Source organism: Microbacterium soli (genome assembly GCF_039539005.1).
In the GTDB taxonomy this organism is placed as follows: Bacteria; Actinomycetota; Actinomycetes; order Actinomycetales; family Microbacteriaceae; genus Microbacterium; species Microbacterium soli.
Genome location: NZ_BAABCP010000002.1, coordinates 375,513 through 390,895, shown reverse-complemented (window position 1 = coordinate 390,895; position 15,383 = coordinate 375,513). Strand labels below are relative to the sequence as shown.

Below are 15,383 nucleotides of genomic sequence, written 5' to 3'. Positions count from 1 at the left end.
GTCCGCCTCGCTGCCGGACGACGGCCCGCGCGGCGGGTTCTTCAACGAGGACGGCCGGTTGCGCTGGTGATGCCGGCGGCGGCGCGCCCCGCTTGCCGGCCGGAGAACAGGCATCCGCCGAGGAAGGTGCCCTCCAGAGCCCGGTAGCCGTGCACGCCGCCGCCCCCGAACCCGCTCGCCTCGCCGGCCGCGTACAGCCCTGGAACCGGTGCACCCGCCGCGTCCAGCGCCCGTCCGTCGAGGTCCGTCTGGATGCCGCCCAGCGACTTCCTGGTCAGCACGTGCAGCTTCACGGCGATCATCGGCCCCGCCGACGGGTCCTGCAGCCTGTGCGGGGCGGCGGTGCGGATGAGTCGGTCGCCCCGGTAGGCGCGCATCGAGCGCAGCATCGACAGCTGCGCGTCCTTGGTGAACTCATTGCCCACCTCCCTGTCCCGCGCCAGCACCTCCTGCCTGGCACGCTCGACATCGAGCGCGTCACCGCCGGGCATCCGCGCCATCCTCTCCAGGAGGGACTCGAGATCGTCCTCCACGATGAAGTCCTCGCCCTCGTCGAGGAACGCCTGCACGGGGCCCGTGGGGCCCTTCGCCAGTCGGGACTTCACCAGCAGCTTCACGTCCTTGCCCGTCAGATCCGGGTTCTGCTCGCTGCCGGAGAGGGCGAACTCCTTCTCCACGATCTTCAGTGAGGTGATGAACCAGGAGTGATCGTGTCCGGTGGTGCGCAGGTGGGCGAGGGTCCCCAGCGTGTCGAAGCCGGGGTACAGCGGCACGGGCAGGCGGCGTCCTGTGGCGTCCAGCCACAGCGAGGACGGCCCGGGCAGGATCCGGATGCCGTGCGCCGGCCACACCGGGTCCCAGTTCGTGATCCCCTCGACGTAGTGCCACATCCGGTCGCCGTTGATCAGACGCGCCCCCGCCGCCTCGGCGACCGCGTGCATCGAGCCGTCGACGTAGGCCGGAACACCCGTGAGCATGTGCTGGGGCGGGGTGCCCAACCGCTCCGGCCAGGCGGCGCGCACCAGATCGTGGTTGCCGCCGATCCCGCCGGAGGCCACGATCGTCGCCTCCGCCCTGATCTCGAAGTCCGCCACGACCTCTCGCGACGAGGAGCTCCCGCGGGGTTCGGCGCTGTCCGCCAGCATGTCGCCCCGGGCCCCGGTCACCGTGCCCGCGTCCACGAGCAGCTCCGTGACCCGATGCCGGGGGAGGACCGTCGCGCGGCCCTCGGACTCCGCCTGCTCGACGGCGGAGATGAACGGTGCGACGATGCCGGGACCAGTGCCCCACGTGATGTGGAAGCGCGGGACGGAGTTCCCCGGGCCGATGGCACCGCTGCCGCCGCGCTCGGCCCAGCCCACCACCGGGAAGAAGCCGACCCCGCGCTCGCGCAGCCAGCTGCGCTTCTCGCCGGCGGCGAACTCCAGGTAGGCCGTCGCCCAGCGTCGCGGCCACTCGTCCTCGGGCCGGTCGAATCCGGCGTTGCCGAACCAGTCCTGCGTCGCCAGCTCCAACGAGTCGTGGATGCCCATCCGGCGCTGCTCGGGGGAATCGACGAGGAACAGGCCCCCGAACGACCACCAGGCCTGTCCGCCGAGGTTCGAGCGCGGCTCCTGGTCGATGATCGTCACGCGTCGGCCTGCCGTCAGAGCCTCCCCGGCCGCGACGAGGCCGGACAGGCCCCAGCCGATGATGAGCACGTCCGTGTCGTGGGTGCGGGATGCCATGGTGACTCCTTCGTCGATGGGGATGGGTGATGCGTGCGGGCCGCTACGAGGTCAACCCCAGATCCGGGCGATGCGCGCGGCTCGGCCCGATCTCCGGGGTGGGCTCGAAGGTGTTCACGAGCATGTGCGCGGCGCGCTCGAGGTAGTCCCAGAACGCCGCATCGTGCATGGGGGACAGCTGCACGTCGTCCAGTGCCGTGCGCATGTGCGTGAGCCATCTGTCGCGGGCGTCGGGGTTGATGTGGAAGGCCTGATGCCGCAGCATCAGGCGCGGGTGCCCGCGCTTGTCCATGTACGTCGTCGGACCACCCCAGTACTGCTCGAGGAACATCGTCAGGCGCTCCGCTGCGGGGCCGAGGTCCTCCTCGGGGTACATGGGCTTGAGGACCGGGTCGAGGGCGACCTCCTGATAGAACACGTCGACCATGCGCTTGATGGTGTCGTGTCCGCCGATCTCGTCGTAGAACGTCATCTCTCCTCGTCTTCCTTGCTGTCGCCACCCGACCTCTTGCGCCTCCAGATGCCGTGCTCGGTGGGCCGGGGCAGTCCGGTGACCGGGTTCGGCCGGGTGCGCGGCGGGTTGGCGCCCCGCACGCGTCTGGCGCCGTCGAGGCCGGACGGGGTGACGGAGGTCATCCGCGGGATCAGCACGTCCTTGTCGGTGAGCGCGATGCGAAGCCTGCTGCGAAGCTCCTGGGCGACGTCGTCCATGGCGTTGGCGCGCGTCTTCATGACCACGCGCACGACGAGAGCATCACCGTCGATCGACTCCAGACCCCACACCTCCGGCCGCTCGATGATGCGGGTGCGCCACTTGGGGTCCGTCGCCAGCGCCTGCGCGGTCTCCATCATGGTCGACTCCACGAGCTCCAGGTCCGCGTCGGGCAGCACGCCCAGGTCTATGATGGCTCGCGCCCAGCCCTGCGACATGTTGCCGATGCGCGTCACCTCCCCGTTGCGCACATACCACAGGGTCCCGTTCACGTCGCGCACTTGCGTGATGCGGACGCTGACGTACTCGACGACCCCGGAGGCCAGTCCCAGATCGACGACGTCGCCGATGCCGATCTGATCTTCGGCGACGAGGAAGATGCCGTTGAGCACGTCCTTGACGATGTTCTGCGCGCCGAAGCCGAGGCCCGCGCCGACGGCCGCCGTGAGCAGGGTCAGCGAACCGAGCAGGCTGCTGTCGACGGTGTTGACGATGAGGATGAGCGCGACGACGACGAGCATCACGTTGATGATGTTCTGCAGGATCGAGCCGAGGGTCCGAGTGCGCTGGACGAGACGCATGTCCGCCAGCGGGGAGCGCTCCAGCGCCTGCGTGTCCTCGACGTTGGCCTTGACCTTCGCGCGGTTCACGATCCGCTGCACGATGCGGCGGACCACGATGCGCAGGACGAAGGCGATCGCCACGCACGCGACGATGATGACGGCGACGCTGATCGCCTTGCCGCCGATGGCGACGAGCACGGACAGCACGTCGCCCCACAGACCCGGGTCGGATGCGGGGCCGTCGGCCGCGGCGGGGAAGACGTTCATCACTGCGATGTTACCGAGTGGCGGGCCGCGCGGACTCGGCTCGGCCCGGTGCACTCAGTCCTCCGCGTCGCGGGACTGGGCGGCCAGAGCACGCTCGACGTCGGCGAGGTTCTCGTGCACGAGACGACGCAGCGCGGGTGCCGCTTCCTGATTGGAGGACAGCCATGCCCGCGTCGCATCCCGCAGCTCCACACTCGCGAGCGAGCGCGGGTACAGCCCCACGATCAGGTAATCGGCGATCTGGTAGGTGCGGCCCTCCCAGATCGGCACGAGCATGTCGAAGTACTTCTCGATGTACTCGCCCAGCACGTTCACGCTCGAAGGGTGCACGAAGCCGAGCGCCGTGGAGCGCACGATGGTGTTGGGGAGGTCGGCGTTGTCGATCAGCGACGCCCAGGCGAGGCGCTTCGCTTCGGCATCGGGAAGCGCGGCGCGCGCCTGCGCGGCGAACTCCGCGCCCTTGGAGGTGTTGTCGTTCACCAGGGCTGCATCGATCGCGGCGGCGTCGGTGGCGCCGGCTGCCGCGAGACCGACCAGCAGCGTCCAGGACAGGTCGGCGTCGATCTCCAGACCCGGCAGTGTCTCCTCACCGGAGCGCAGACGCCCGACGATACCCGCGTGCTCGGCGGTGACGAGCGTGTTCGCGAAGGCCGTCACGAGCTGAAGCTGACTGTCGCTGCCGGATTCGGCCTGCTGCGCGAGCGCCCACAGGCCGTCGGCGACCTTCTCCCGGGCGGCGGTGCGGTCGGCGGGGGCGACGTAGGAAGAAGCCGCCAGCAGCAGCTGGGACAGGGTCGTCCGCACGGTCGTCGACTCGGTCTCGCGCCCGATGTTGCCCAGCACGAGATCGATGTAGTCGGATGCCGCGCTCTCGGCATCGCGAGTCTGGTCCCAGGCGGCTCCCCACACGAGCGAGCGCGCCAGCGGGTCACTGATGTCGGACAGATGCTCGATGGCGGTGGCGAGCGATCGGTCGTCCAGACGGATCTTCGCGTAGGCGAGGTCCTTGTCGTTGAGCAGCACCATGTCGGGGCGCTGCAGGCCCTGCAGAGCCGGGATCTCGGTGCGATCGCCGTCCACGTCGACCTCGACATGATGCGTGCGCACCAGCGCGTCGCCGTCGAGGTTGTAGAACCCGATGCCCAGCCGGTGCGGGCGGATCGTCGGGTAGTCGGCAGGAGCGGTCTGCGTGACGGCGAAGCGGGTGATGGTGCCGGCCGTGTCCTCGGCGATGACGGGCGCGAGCGTGTTGACGCCCGCCGTCTCCAGCCACTTCCTCGCCCAGGTGCTCAGCTCGCGACCGCTGGTGGATTCGAGCTCGGTGAGCAGATCGCCGAGCTCGGTGTTGCCCCATGCGTGCTTCCGGAAGTACTGCGAGACGCCCGCGAAGAACGCATCGATGCCCACCCACGCGGCGAGCTGTTTGAGCACCGAGCCGCCCTTGGCGTACGTGATGCCGTCGAAGTTGACCTGCACGTCCTCGAGGTCGTTGATCTCGGCGACGATGGGATGGGTGGAGGGCAGCTGATCCTGACGGTACGCCCAGGTCTTCTCCATGGCGGCGAAGGTCGTCCACGCTTGGGACCATTCGGTGGCCTCGGCGGTGGCGATCGTGGAGGCCCATTCGGCGAACGACTCGTTCAACCACAGGTCGTTCCACCACTTCATCGTGACCAGGTCGCCGAACCACATGTGCGCGAGCTCGTGCAGGATCGTGACGACGCGGCGCTCCTTGACGGCGTCCGTCACCTTGCTGCGGAAGACGTAGGTCTCGGTGAACGTGACCGCGCCGGCGTTCTCCATGGCGCCGGCGTTGAACTCCGGGACGAACAGCTGGTCGTACTTGGCGAACGGGTAGGGCACGCCGAACTTCGATTCGTAGTATGCGAATCCCTCGCGCGTCTTGTCGAAGATGTAGTCGGCGTCCAGGTGCTCCCACAGACTCCTGCGGCCGTAGACGCCGAGCGGGATGATCCGTCCGGAGGCGCTCGTGAGCTCGGAGAACGTCGACTCGTACGGGCCGGCGATCAGCGCGGTGATGTACGAGGAGATGCGCGGAGTGGGCTCGAACCCCCACGTGGCGGTGTCGCCCTCGTCGTGCAGGATCGGCTCGGGCGTCGGCGAGTTCGACACGACCGTCCACCGCGCGGGTGCCGTGACGGTGAACTGGAACGTGGCCTTCAGGTCCGGCTGCTCGAACACGGCGAACATGCGGCGCGAGTCCGGAACCTCGAACTGCGAGTACAGGTAGACCTCGTCGTCCACGGGGTCGACGAAACGGTGCAGGCCCTCGCCGGTGTTGGTGTAGAGGCAGTCGGCGTCGACGATCAGGACGTTCTCGGTCTGCAGGCCGTTCAGTGCGATCCGCGAGTCGCGGAAGGCCTCGTTCGGGTCGATCTGCTCTCCGTTGAGCGAGATCTCGCGCACCTCGCGCGCGATGAGGTCGATGAAGGTCGAGCCCCCGGGCGCGGCGGAGAAGCGCACGACGCTCCGAGAGCCGAACACCTCCGGACCCTTGGTGAGGTCGAGCGAGACCTCGTAGGACTGCGTGTCGATGACGGCGCGCCGCTCCTGCGCTTCGTGACGGGTGAGGTTTTCTCCTGGCACAGCTGATTCTCCCAGTGGTGAGGGGTGTCATCCCGCGTCGGTGCGGCTGGCGCCGACGACGACCATGACAGCCTACGCCAGGCTCCGCTCCGTGTGGACGGCTCCGCGCCGGTTCATAGCCTGGGGTGGGAAAATGGGGGCCGTGACCCCGATTGACACGGATGCCGTTCCACACGCCTCTTCCGCCGCATCCGGAGGTGACGCATTCATCCTCGAACCCGTCGCGTACGACGGGATCCTGCTGGCCGGATTCGGCGGGCCCGAGGGCCAGGACGAGGTCATCCCGTTCCTGCGCAACGTCACCAGGGGCAGGGGCATCCCGGATGAGAGGCTCGAGGACGTCGCGCACCATTACCGTCATTTCGGTGGGATCAGCCCCATCAACGGGCAGAACCGTGCGCTGAAGGCGGCGCTGGAGGCCGAACTCGCCGCGCGCTCCATCGACCTGCCGGTGTACTGGGGCAACCGCAACTGGGCGCCCTATCTGGAGGACGCGGTCGCGGAGGCGGCGGCCAACGACGACACGACGCTGCTGGCCTTCGCCACGAGCGCATACAGCTCGTTCTCCAGCTGCCGCCAGTATCGCGAGGACTTCGCGCGGGTGCTGGACGGCACCCCCTACGACGGCGTGGTGACCATCGACAAGATCCGCCCCTTCTACGACCATCCCGGTTTCGTGCAGACGTTCATCGAGGGCGTCCATGACGCGGTCGCCGGGTTCATCGGAGACGGGATCCCCGCCGATGCCGTGCAGGTGCTGTTCTCCACGCACAGCATCCCGACCGCCGACGCCGAGCGGTCGGGGCCGCGGGACGTCGACTGGGGCGAGGGCGGGGCGTACGCCGCGCAGCATCGGGCCGTCGCGGCGTGGGTGATGGACCGCGTCGCGCAGCTGCTGCCTGCCGCGGCCTCCGTGCCGTGGGAGCTCGTGTACCAGTCGCGGTCCGGCCCCGCGTCGCAGCCCTGGCTGGAACCGGACGTCTGCGACGTCATCGCCGAGCTTTCCGGTCGAGGTCGTCAAGCGGTGGTCGTCGTTCCGGTCGGCTTCATGAGCGACCACATGGAGGTGCTCTGGGACCTGGACACCGAGGCGGCCGAGGCCGCCGCCGACGCCGGTCTGCGGTTCGTGCGGACGCCGACCCCGGGCGTGTCGCCCGCGTTCGTGTCCGGCATCGTCGATCTCATCCAGGAGCGCCTGGAGGGGCGACCGAACGAGGACCGGACCCGGGTCGCGTCCGTGGGCGGATCGTTCGACGTCTGCCGTCCCGGATGCTGCGAGAACGTGCGGGCCGGTTTCAAGCGCGCGGCTGCCGGTATCGCCCCGTAGCCTTCGGCATCGGCGACCGGAGCTCAAATAGGATGGGCACCATGCGCATCCATATCGCCACCGATCACGCCGGTCTCGACTTCTCCACCAGACTGCAGGAGCACCTGCGCTCCGCGGGGCACGAGGTGACCGACCACGGTCCCGTGGCGTACGACGCTCTGGACGACTACCCGGCCTTCTGCATCCGCGCAGCACAGGCCGTCGTGGCCGACCAGGCTGCCGGCATCGAGGCTCTGGGGGTCGTCTTCGGCGGCTCCGGGAACGGTGAGCAGATCGCCGCGAACAAGGTGCACGGCATCCGGGCGGCGCTGGTGTGGAACACCTCGACGGCGCAGCTCGCACGGGAGCACAACGATGCCAACGTGATCTCGATCGGTGCTCGGCAGCACACCTTCGAGGAGGTGACGTCGCTGATCGACGCGTTCATCGCGACGCCGTTCTCCGGAGAGGAGCGCCACGTGCGACGCATCGCCCAGATCGCCGATTTCGAGCGGGACGGCACGCTGCTCCCGGACCCGCGCGCCTGAGATGCCCGAGGGGCATTCCGTCCACCGCATCGCGCGGCAGTTCGATCGGAACTTCGTCGGGCGGCGAGTGAGCGCGTCCAGCCCGCAGGGGCGGTTCGCCGAGGGCGCCGCGGTGCTCGAGGGGCGCGAACTCGTGCAGGCGATGGCCGTCGGCAAGCAGATGTTCCTCGAGTTCGAGGAGGAGACCTGGCTGCGGGTGCATCTGGGACTGTACGGGGCGTGGGACTTCGCGGGGGAGATCCTCGTCGATCCGACGATCGCCTCCGCCAACGGCCGGATGGGGCAGACCAATCAGCGCGGCACGGAGCTGGCGGAGCCCATCCTCGACGGCGGTGGGGAGAACTCGTTGACCTCGATCGGGGCGCCCCGGAGAGCGCGCGTGCACGTGCGGATGTCGGAGCAGACCAAGGGGCTCGCCGATGAGGGCGCGGAGTGGCCGCCGCCCGTCGTCGGCCAGGTGCGCCTGAGGCTGCTGACGGCGTCGACCTGCGCGGATCTGCGGGGACCGACAGCCTGCACGCTGCAGACCCCCGACGAGATGGCGGCGACCGTGGCGAAGCTCGGTCCGGACCCGCTCGTCGGCGATCCCGCCGAGGGCGAAGAGCGATTCGTGCGGGTCGTGCTGCGCAAGCCCACTCCCATCGCGCTGCTGCTGATGGACCAGGCGGTCGTCAGCGGGATCGGGAACGTGTACCGGGCGGAGATGCTCTTCCGCGCACGGCTGAACCCGCACACACCGGGCCGACAGCTGCCCGAGGAGACGGCGCGGGAGCTGTGGCGCGACTGGGAGCGGCTGCTGGCGATCGGCGTCGAAACCGGTCAGATGATGACGATGGATGACCTCGCGCCCGAGCAGTACCGGGCCGCGATGGCCAACCGGGACGACCGGCACTGGGTGTACCATCGCGCCAGCCTGCCCTGTCGCGTGTGCGGCACGGAGATCGTGCTGGAGGAGATCGGCGCCCGCAAGCTGTACTGGTGCCCGTCCTGCCAGCGCTGAGGGGGCGGGAACCCATCTAATCTGGTCACATGCGCCAGAACCCGAGCTTCGCCATGACCGATCTCGTGGAGATCCGCCGCGTCATCTCGCAGAACCCGTGGGCGACGCCCGTCGCGACGGGGGGCGACGGGTCTGATCGTCTCGCACGACACGGTGCCGCTGGACCCCGTCCGAGACGACCTGACGATCGTCGGCCGGAGTCGGGCACCGTGGGGTTCCGGAGGACGCCCTCTCGCGTGTCCGCCAGGCGCAAGCTCGGTCAGAACAAGCCCGACGATGTGGTGGAGAGCGTGACCGCGGAGCTCGATGGCGGAGGGGAGTACGCGAATCCGGGCCCGGCCGCGGAGACGCGCCGCGCCCATGAGACCCGGCCGGCGCATCGCCGATGACGGGGGACCTGCTGATCCGGACGGTGCGGGTCGCGGGGCCGGGCCGGGAGCTGCTGCCCACGGCGGACCCCATCGACATCCTGATCATCGGTGGGCGGATCGCCGACATCGCCCCCGCGGGCGTGATGCGAACGACGGTCGAGGCCCTCGATGGCGACGGCCCTTGGGTGAGCCCCGGGCTGTGGGACCACCATGTGCACACCGTGCAGTGGGCGCTGCACGCGCAGCGGGTGCCGCTCGGCGGCGCCGCGAGCGCCGCCGAGGCGGTGCGGATGATGGCGGACGTCGCGCCGCTGCCGGACGGTCGCGTCATCGGAGCAGGGTTCCGCGACGGCCTGTGGCCGGATCGGCCCACCCGGGCTCTGCTGGACTCCACCACCGGCGAACGGCCCGCCTACCTCATCAACGCCGATGTGCACAGCGCGTGGCTGAACTCCGCGGCGCTGCGCAGGGAGGGCTTCGACGGGGCTGACGACGACGGCATGCTGCGGGAGGAGGACGCCTTCGAGATCTCCCGGCGTCTGAACGCCGCCGACACGTCCACGGCCGACGCCGCGGTGCGCGCCGCCGCACGGCGCGCCGCGGCGCGCGGCATCACGGGCCTGGTCGACTTCGACATGTCGTGGAACGCCGACGCCTGGCGGCGCCGAGCGGATGCCGGGTTCGATACCCACCGGGTGGAGTTCGCGATCTATCCGGACGGGCTGCAGCGCGCCGTCGACGAGGGTCTGCGCAGCGGCGCCGAGCTGCCCGGCACAGCGGGCCTCGTGCATGTCGGACCGCTCAAGCTCATCACCGACGGCTCGCTCGGCACGCGCACGGCCGCCTGCACGCAGGCGTACGCCGCGGACCCGGGGAACTTCGGTGTCCTGACCATCGAGCAGCCGCGGCTGCGGGAACTCCTCCTCCGCGCCGCCGCTGCGGGGATCGATGCGGCCGTGCACGCCATCGGCGATCGCGCCGTGGCATCCGCGCTGGACGCCTTCGCGCTCACAGGGGCGCGCGGGACCGTCGAGCATGCACAGCTCGTGCGGCACGCGGATCTCGCCCGCTTCGCGCGACTGGGGATCGCGGCCAGTGTGCAACCGGTGCATGCCGTGGATGACCGGGATCTGGCCGATGATCTCTGGCGGCATCAGCCGGCGATCGCCTACCCGCTGGCGACGCTGCTGGGAGCGGGCATCGCCGTGCGGTTCGGCTCTGATGCCCCCGTGGCGCGGCTGGATCCGTGGGAGGCGATCAGTGCCGCCGTGCACCGCAGCGACGACCGGCGCGAGCCCTGGCATCCGGAGGAGCGTATCTCGGTCGACGCGGCGCTGCGGGCCTCCAGCAGGCATGGCTCGGCATCCGTCGCAGTGGGCGCCGTCGCGGACCTCGTGCTGTGCGGTGCGAGCCCGCATACGGCGGACCCCGACACGCTGCGCCGGATGCCGGTCGTCGCGACCGTGCTCGGCGGGCGCATCACGCATGTCGGGGGATGACGGCCGTGAGGCGGGGCGCCGCGAAGGCGCCCCGGGCGCGGATCAGGCGGCGATGTGCGAGACGAGGAACCAGCGGTCCTTCTCGAGACCACGCTGGATCTCGATCGCGACGTCCTGACTGGTCAGGTCGACGGCGTCGAGGCCCTCGACGGCGGCCTTCACATCCGCGATGATTGCGTCAAGGTCGGAGATGACGGCGCGGACGAGCTCGTCGGACTGCGCGAAGCCGGCGGGGACGGCGGTGGCGCCGACCTTGTCCGCGATGGTGTCGATACGGGAGTCGACGGGCAGTCCGAGAGCGACGATGCGCTCTGCGGCGGCGTCTGCGAAGTCGGCGGCATGCGCGACGATCGTGTCCAGCAACTCGTGCACGCCCACGAAGTTCGCACCGCGCACGTGCCAGTGCGCCTGCTTGCCGTTCACGGTGAGGGCCTCCAGCCCCAGGACGACGGGGGAGAGGAACTGCGCCGTCGCGGCGGCGACGGTCGGGTCGACGGCGGTGGCGGGAACGGTCTGTGCCTTGCTCATGAAAACCTCCGGTGTGTGCTCAGCCGGATCTGCCTGTGCAGCGGGTCCGCTTGTGTCAACGCTACTGCGCGCAGGACATTCCGCAAGCAAGCGAAGGCAACGCTAACCATGTCGCGGATGCCTTCGATCCCGCTGCCCGCGATCCCGCTGGCCGGGCGGTAGTCTCGGCCGTATGAGCATCGCACAGACGGCATCCGTCATCGCCCTCCCCGGCATGTCCCCCTCCGTCGCCGAGGACGCCTTCGTCGCCGACGGGGCGCGCATCGTCGGCGACGTCGCACTGGGACCGCGTTCGAGCGTCTGGTACAACGCTGTGCTGCGCGGGGACTCGGCTCCCATCCTGCTGGGCGCCGGCAGCAATGTGCAGGACAACGTGTCCGTGCACGTCGACAGCGGGCACGGCGTGCGAATCGGCGAGCGCGTCTCGATCGGGCACAATGCGGTCGTGCACGGCTGCACCATCGGCGACGGATCCCTCATCGGGATGGGTGCCGTCGTGCTCAGCGGTGCGGTGATCGGCCGGGGTTGTCTCGTGGCCGGGGGCGCTGTCGTGCTGGGAGGTACCGAGGTTCCGGACGGGTCGCTGGTGGCGGGCGTGCCCGCCAAGGTGCGTCGGGCGCTGACGGACGAGGAGCGGGCGGGCCTCATCGAGAACGCCGAGATCTACCTCGGGCACATCGGTGCGCACGAGGCCGCGCAGACGCTCTGATCGACGGTGGGGCGGGCGGGACTTGAACCCGCGGTCGTTGGGTTATGAGCCCACTGCCTTCACCAGCTTGGCCACCGCCCCGTAGAGCATCAGCCTAGCGGGTGGCGCTTCCCGATGACATCTCAACGCACGAGTCGTCCGTGCGCGAGATCGACCAGACGCCCCAGCACGGGTCCGGCGCGCAGGCCGTTGTGCTCGTACTCGCTCGTCACCCACGGCGTCACACCGGGTAGCAGCCGAGCGGTCTCCAAGGAGAACTCCAGCGGCACGTACACGTCATTGACGTAGACGGCTGCGGCTCCCCGGGCATCCGATGCCTCGAGCGCGGCGCGGTCGTAGATCTTCGGCCAAGGGTGTTCGGCGAGCGTCAGCGTCACATCGCGCCACGGGCGGAGCGCCGGCACCGTCTCCATCCACTCCCGGCGCACATGCTCCCCGGTGAACAGCGACGTGTCCTGGGCGAAGTCGGCGGGCTCGACGCGCTCGGCCGACCAGCGAGTGGCGTGTCCGGAGGCGTAGCTGGACTCGTGGAACGCGAAGTACAGCGGGTTGCGGCCGCCGAACGGCATGGCGTCGGCGAGATCGTGGCGGAAGGCGTTGGAGTCCGGATCCAGCTCCAGCAGCGACCAGACCGTCTGCCAGCCGTCGTTCGTGCCGAGCGCCGAACCGACCGACCGCAGCCGAGAGGGCGAGACGACCTCGCCGTCCGGCAGCACGATGCCGCCGGATGCCGCGAGGTCGACCAGGCGGCGCATCCGGTCACGGTGCTCGGGGAAGCGTCGGTAGTAGCGCTCTGAGGCGTCACGCATCTTGGAATAGCACAGCGCGTACACTTCGTCGGGTGTCCGCTCGATCGTGCTGAGCCCACCGGTGAGGTACACGCGGTCCAGCGACGCGGCATCCGTCGACAGATACGCGAGCGTGGTGAAGCCGCCGAAGGACTGTCCGAGCACGTTCCACGTCGCAGCGCCCAGATGCTCGCGCAGCGCTTCCGCATCACGCACGATCGAGTCGGCGCGCAGATGCGTGAGGCGCTCGGCGACGGCATCCGATCCCCGGTCCAGATCGCGATCGCCGATGGGCGTGGAGCGACCGGTGCCGCGCTGGTCGAGCATCACGACCCGGTGGTCGCGCAGGGCGGTGTCCAGCCATGTCGGCGAGGTCGGGCTCTGGAACGCACGCGGCGCCTCATGCCCCGGTCCACCCTGCAGGAACAGCAGGTACGGCAGGTTCGTTCCACCCTCGCGGGAGACGACAGCGGCGAACACGTCGATCGTGCGGGTGTCGGCGGGATCGTCCCACACCAGCGGCACCGTGAGCGTGTGCTCCTCGACGGTGAGGGACTGCATGCGCCGGATCGTCGTCTTCGCCGGTATCACATCACGTTCCCGATGTAGGAGTACTTCACGAACACCTCTGCGGCGATGCCGGACTCCTCCAGCACCCCCTGGAGTGCGGTCATCATGTAGTTCGAGTCCCACCCCATGTAGAGATGGCAGCCCTCCGCGAGCGTGTCCCAGTGCCCCTTCCAGGCCATCGACTCGTAGAGCGGGCCGCCGTGGCGGGCGCTGTAGGCCAGCGCGGCGGGGCGATCGTCGGTCCAGGCGCGCCGGAACACGCGATTGAACAGCGCCCTGACGTCCTTCACCTCCCAGTGCTCGCCGCGGTACTCGCAGTAGTCGAACTCCCGATCCCAGCCCGCCGGCCAGCCGCGCCGACGCACGGCGTCCAGCACGGGGGTCAGCCCGTCGTCGTCGATCTCGCCGACGTCGGGGCGCGCCCAGATGCGCACCACGTCGGCCGTCAGCCGCACCGTCCGTGCGGAGATCGCCGCCGTGCTCCAGGCGTCGACGCGCGCGAGCTCGCGGTTCTCGGCGATCTCGCTGCGCGCATATGCCTGGGAGCGCTTGTCCGGGAAGGACGCCCCGAACACCCGCTCCGCCAGATCCTGCTCCAGCAGCGTGAGATTGCCCAGCGTGGGCGCCAGCGCGCGGTGGCTGTTCTGCTCGTCCTCGCTGTAGTCGCGCCAGGGGCGGACACCATCGCCGCTCCAGCCGTCCCCGGGCGATGCGGGGACGATGCTCTCCACATCGAAGCCCGCGGCGTCCTCGATGCCCTCGATCCTGCCCAGCACGTAGGCGGGGTGGGGGAGCTCGCCGTACTTGAGCACGGCGCTGACGCGTTCATCGGAGGGGGTGATGCGCGCGATCGCCCGCATGAGCTCATCGCGACCGATCGCCCGGGCCCGGCACAGCCGGGCGATCAGCCGGTGGGTCGGAAGGCCGACGATGGCGCGACGCAGGAACAGCGACTGCACCCACTCCAGCACTTCGATGAGCTCGTCGCGGCTGATCGCGCCCCGGCGGTGGTCGCGGTATGCGCTCATCACGAGGGGGTAGGCGGCGCGTCCGAAGGCGTTCACATGCTGCAGCTGCAGACGGATGACGGCATCGGCCTCTCGGCGGGGGTCGAGCAGTGTGCTGTAGATCTCGGCGGCGTCTCGCCAGGCGGCGGCGTCCGCGCGCAGCTGCTGGGCGCTCAGCCTCGGGAAGGACGCCCGGAACGCCGCGTAGACCCCGTGCTCGCCGTCCGCGTCGATCTCGCGTCCGGTCGTCATCACCAGATAATGGCGCCAGAACGCACCGATGGTCTCGCCGGTGCTCCGTTCGATCGGCAGCCAGAACTCCTCCTCGATGCGGAGCTGCTCGGTGTGCGAGAGGCCCATCAGGATGTAGTTGTGGATCAGTTCGTGATCGCGCAGCGGCTGACCGGTGGAGTTCAGACTCTCGAAGATCTGCTGGGCGTTGGCCGCCGCCCCCAGCGTGATCGAGACGTGCTCCAGGCGCTGCAGACCCCGCCAGATCCGTGCGGCCTCGTCGGCGTGCACCTGACTGCGGAAGAACGCGTAGTTGTCGTCGAACCGGGATTCGCGGTCGGCGTCGTCCCGGCGGTCCAGGACGACGGACTCGTACAGCTCGGCCCATGCGTGATGCGGGCGCAGCTTCGTGCGGGTCGGATCGTCCGCGCGCACCAGGACGCGCTCCAGCTCGGAGGCCAGGGCGGGATCCTGCTCGCGCACGGCGTGGTGGAGGGCAGCGATGAGCAGCATGATCGTCGTCACCCGCTGTTGACCGTCGATGAGGACCAGGTCGCCGCCGTCAGCGTCCTCGGCGGAGAGGATCGACCCGATGAAGTGCCGATGATCGTCTTCTTCACCGGCGACGGACCGCACGTCGGAGAGGAGCTTCTCGCACGCGCCGATGTCCCAGCGGTACTGACGCTGGTACACGGGGACGACGATGTTCGTCGTGGGATCGGCGAGCCATTCGACGGTGCCCGTTGCGGTCGCTTCGACATTGGTCGCCGTTGCCATCACTGCGTGAATCCTCCCATCGGCGCGGCGGTCGATCGCCGCCGCAGTGAAGTCTAGTCGCGGGGATCCGCGCCCTGTTCCCGCTCCCGGAATCGCCCAGGACCCCGATGTAGGCTTGCCTCAGTAGGACCTGTAAAAACGTGCTGGTCCGCTACGAAAGGACATGACTCGGA

Annotated in this window: 13 protein-coding genes and 1 tRNA gene; 6 read left to right on the top strand and 8 right to left on the bottom strand. The window is 69.6% G+C overall.

What is annotated here, in order from left to right; all coding sequences use genetic code 11:
- Positions 1–41 precede the first annotated feature (41 nt).
- The 4 genes from ABD770_RS14085 to pepN are packed head-to-tail and all read right to left on the bottom strand — an operon-like array spanning position 42 to position 5,876.
- Entirely contained in the window at positions 42–1,727 is a 1,686-nt protein-coding gene (locus ABD770_RS14085) for an FAD-binding dehydrogenase (protein WP_344820307.1), read from the bottom strand.
- A 43-nt stretch (positions 1,728–1,770) separates the two neighbouring features.
- The gene (locus tag ABD770_RS14080) at positions 1,771–2,199 is read right to left on the bottom strand and encodes a globin (protein WP_344820306.1); all 429 of its coding nucleotides are present in this window, start codon (positions 2,197–2,199) and stop codon (positions 1,771–1,773) included.
- Positions 2,196–3,269 carry a mechanosensitive ion channel family protein gene (locus ABD770_RS14075; protein ID WP_344820305.1) on the bottom strand — a complete coding sequence of 358 codons (1,074 nt, stop codon included), beginning with the start codon at positions 3,267–3,269 and terminating at the stop codon, positions 2,196–2,198. Before ABD770_RS14075 ends, ABD770_RS14080 begins: the two co-directional genes overlap by 4 nt.
- Before the next feature lie 54 nt (positions 3,270–3,323).
- A complete protein-coding gene (pepN, locus tag ABD770_RS14070) occupies positions 3,324–5,876 on the bottom strand; it encodes an aminopeptidase N (protein ID WP_344820304.1) in 2,553 nt (850 codons plus the stop codon).
- A 133-nt stretch (positions 5,877–6,009) separates the two neighbouring features.
- Between pepN and ABD770_RS14065 the strand changes: the two genes are divergently transcribed.
- Genes ABD770_RS14065 through ABD770_RS14045 form a run of 5 tightly spaced genes read left to right on the top strand, consistent with a single transcriptional unit; the run spans position 6,010 to position 10,600 of the window.
- On the top strand, positions 6,010–7,203 hold the full coding sequence (locus ABD770_RS14065) for a ferrochelatase (protein ID WP_425562776.1): 1,194 nt from the start codon (positions 6,010–6,012) through the stop codon (positions 7,201–7,203).
- A 41-nt stretch (positions 7,204–7,244) separates the two neighbouring features.
- Entirely contained in the window at positions 7,245–7,730 is a 486-nt protein-coding gene (locus ABD770_RS14060; protein WP_344820302.1) for a ribose-5-phosphate isomerase, read from the top strand.
- A 1-nt stretch (position 7,731) separates the two neighbouring features.
- Positions 7,732–8,730, top strand: coding sequence for an Fpg/Nei family DNA glycosylase (locus ABD770_RS14055; RefSeq protein ID WP_344820301.1), 999 nt, complete (start codon positions 7,732–7,734; stop codon positions 8,728–8,730).
- Between the two features lie 29 nt (positions 8,731–8,759).
- Positions 8,760–9,119, top strand: coding sequence for a hypothetical protein (locus ABD770_RS14050; protein ID WP_344820300.1), 360 nt, complete (start codon positions 8,760–8,762; stop codon positions 9,117–9,119).
- The gene (locus ABD770_RS14045; RefSeq protein WP_344820299.1) at positions 9,116–10,600 is read left to right on the top strand and encodes an amidohydrolase; all 1,485 of its coding nucleotides are present in this window, start codon (positions 9,116–9,118) and stop codon (positions 10,598–10,600) included. Before ABD770_RS14050 ends, ABD770_RS14045 begins: the two co-directional genes overlap by 4 nt.
- A gap of 42 nt (positions 10,601–10,642) precedes the next feature.
- Here ABD770_RS14045 and ABD770_RS14040 read toward each other — a convergent pair whose 3' ends face one another.
- Positions 10,643–11,128 (bottom strand): Dps family protein, encoded by a 486-nt coding sequence (locus tag ABD770_RS14040; RefSeq protein ID WP_344820298.1) that lies wholly within the window; start codon positions 11,126–11,128, stop codon positions 10,643–10,645.
- A 172-nt stretch (positions 11,129–11,300) separates the two neighbouring features.
- Between ABD770_RS14040 and ABD770_RS14035 the strand changes: the two genes are divergently transcribed.
- Positions 11,301–11,837 (top strand): gamma carbonic anhydrase family protein, encoded by a 537-nt coding sequence (locus ABD770_RS14035; protein WP_344820296.1) that lies wholly within the window; start codon positions 11,301–11,303, stop codon positions 11,835–11,837.
- A gap of 7 nt (positions 11,838–11,844) precedes the next feature.
- Here the strand turns inward: ABD770_RS14035 and ABD770_RS14030 are convergent.
- The 3 genes from ABD770_RS14030 to ABD770_RS14020 all read right to left on the bottom strand — a co-directional run bounded on the left by ABD770_RS14030 (position 11,845) and on the right by ABD770_RS14020 (position 15,210).
- Positions 11,845–11,918: transfer RNA gene (locus ABD770_RS14030), tRNA-Ile, on the bottom strand.
- Between the two features lie 41 nt (positions 11,919–11,959).
- Positions 11,960–13,186: an alpha/beta fold hydrolase gene (locus ABD770_RS14025; RefSeq protein ID WP_344820295.1), complete on the bottom strand. Its 1,227-nt coding sequence runs from the start codon at positions 13,184–13,186 to the stop codon at positions 11,960–11,962.
- A gap of 26 nt (positions 13,187–13,212) precedes the next feature.
- The gene (locus ABD770_RS14020; protein ID WP_344820447.1) at positions 13,213–15,210 is read right to left on the bottom strand and encodes a DUF262 domain-containing protein; all 1,998 of its coding nucleotides are present in this window, start codon (positions 15,208–15,210) and stop codon (positions 13,213–13,215) included.
- Between the last annotated feature and the right edge of the window lie 173 nt (positions 15,211–15,383).

Coding starts and splice junctions, on each gene's coding strand:
- ABD770_RS14050 (WP_344820300.1), top strand. CDS start 8,760: ATGCGCCAGAACCCGAGCTTCGCCATGACCGATCTCGTGGAGATCCGC.
- ABD770_RS14040 (WP_344820298.1), bottom strand. CDS start 11,128: ATGAGCAAGGCACAGACCGTTCCCGCCACCGCCGTCGACCCGACCGTC.
- ABD770_RS14080 (WP_344820306.1), bottom strand. CDS start 2,199: ATGACGTTCTACGACGAGATCGGCGGACACGACACCATCAAGCGCATG.
- ABD770_RS14020 (WP_344820447.1), bottom strand. CDS start 15,210: ATGGCAACGGCGACCAATGTCGAAGCGACCGCAACGGGCACCGTCGAA.
- ABD770_RS14055 (WP_344820301.1), top strand. CDS start 7,732: ATGCCCGAGGGGCATTCCGTCCACCGCATCGCGCGGCAGTTCGATCGG.
- ABD770_RS14085 (WP_344820307.1), bottom strand. CDS start 1,727: ATGGCATCCCGCACCCACGACACGGACGTGCTCATCATCGGCTGGGGC.
- ABD770_RS14035 (WP_344820296.1), top strand. CDS start 11,301: ATGAGCATCGCACAGACGGCATCCGTCATCGCCCTCCCCGGCATGTCC.
- ABD770_RS14060 (WP_344820302.1), top strand. CDS start 7,245: ATGCGCATCCATATCGCCACCGATCACGCCGGTCTCGACTTCTCCACC.
- ABD770_RS14065 (WP_425562776.1), top strand. CDS start 6,010: ATGGGGGCCGTGACCCCGATTGACACGGATGCCGTTCCACACGCCTCT.
- ABD770_RS14045 (WP_344820299.1), top strand. CDS start 9,116: ATGACGGGGGACCTGCTGATCCGGACGGTGCGGGTCGCGGGGCCGGGC.
- ABD770_RS14075 (WP_344820305.1), bottom strand. CDS start 3,269: ATGAACGTCTTCCCCGCCGCGGCCGACGGCCCCGCATCCGACCCGGGT.
- ABD770_RS14025 (WP_344820295.1), bottom strand. CDS start 13,186: ATGCAGTCCCTCACCGTCGAGGAGCACACGCTCACGGTGCCGCTGGTG.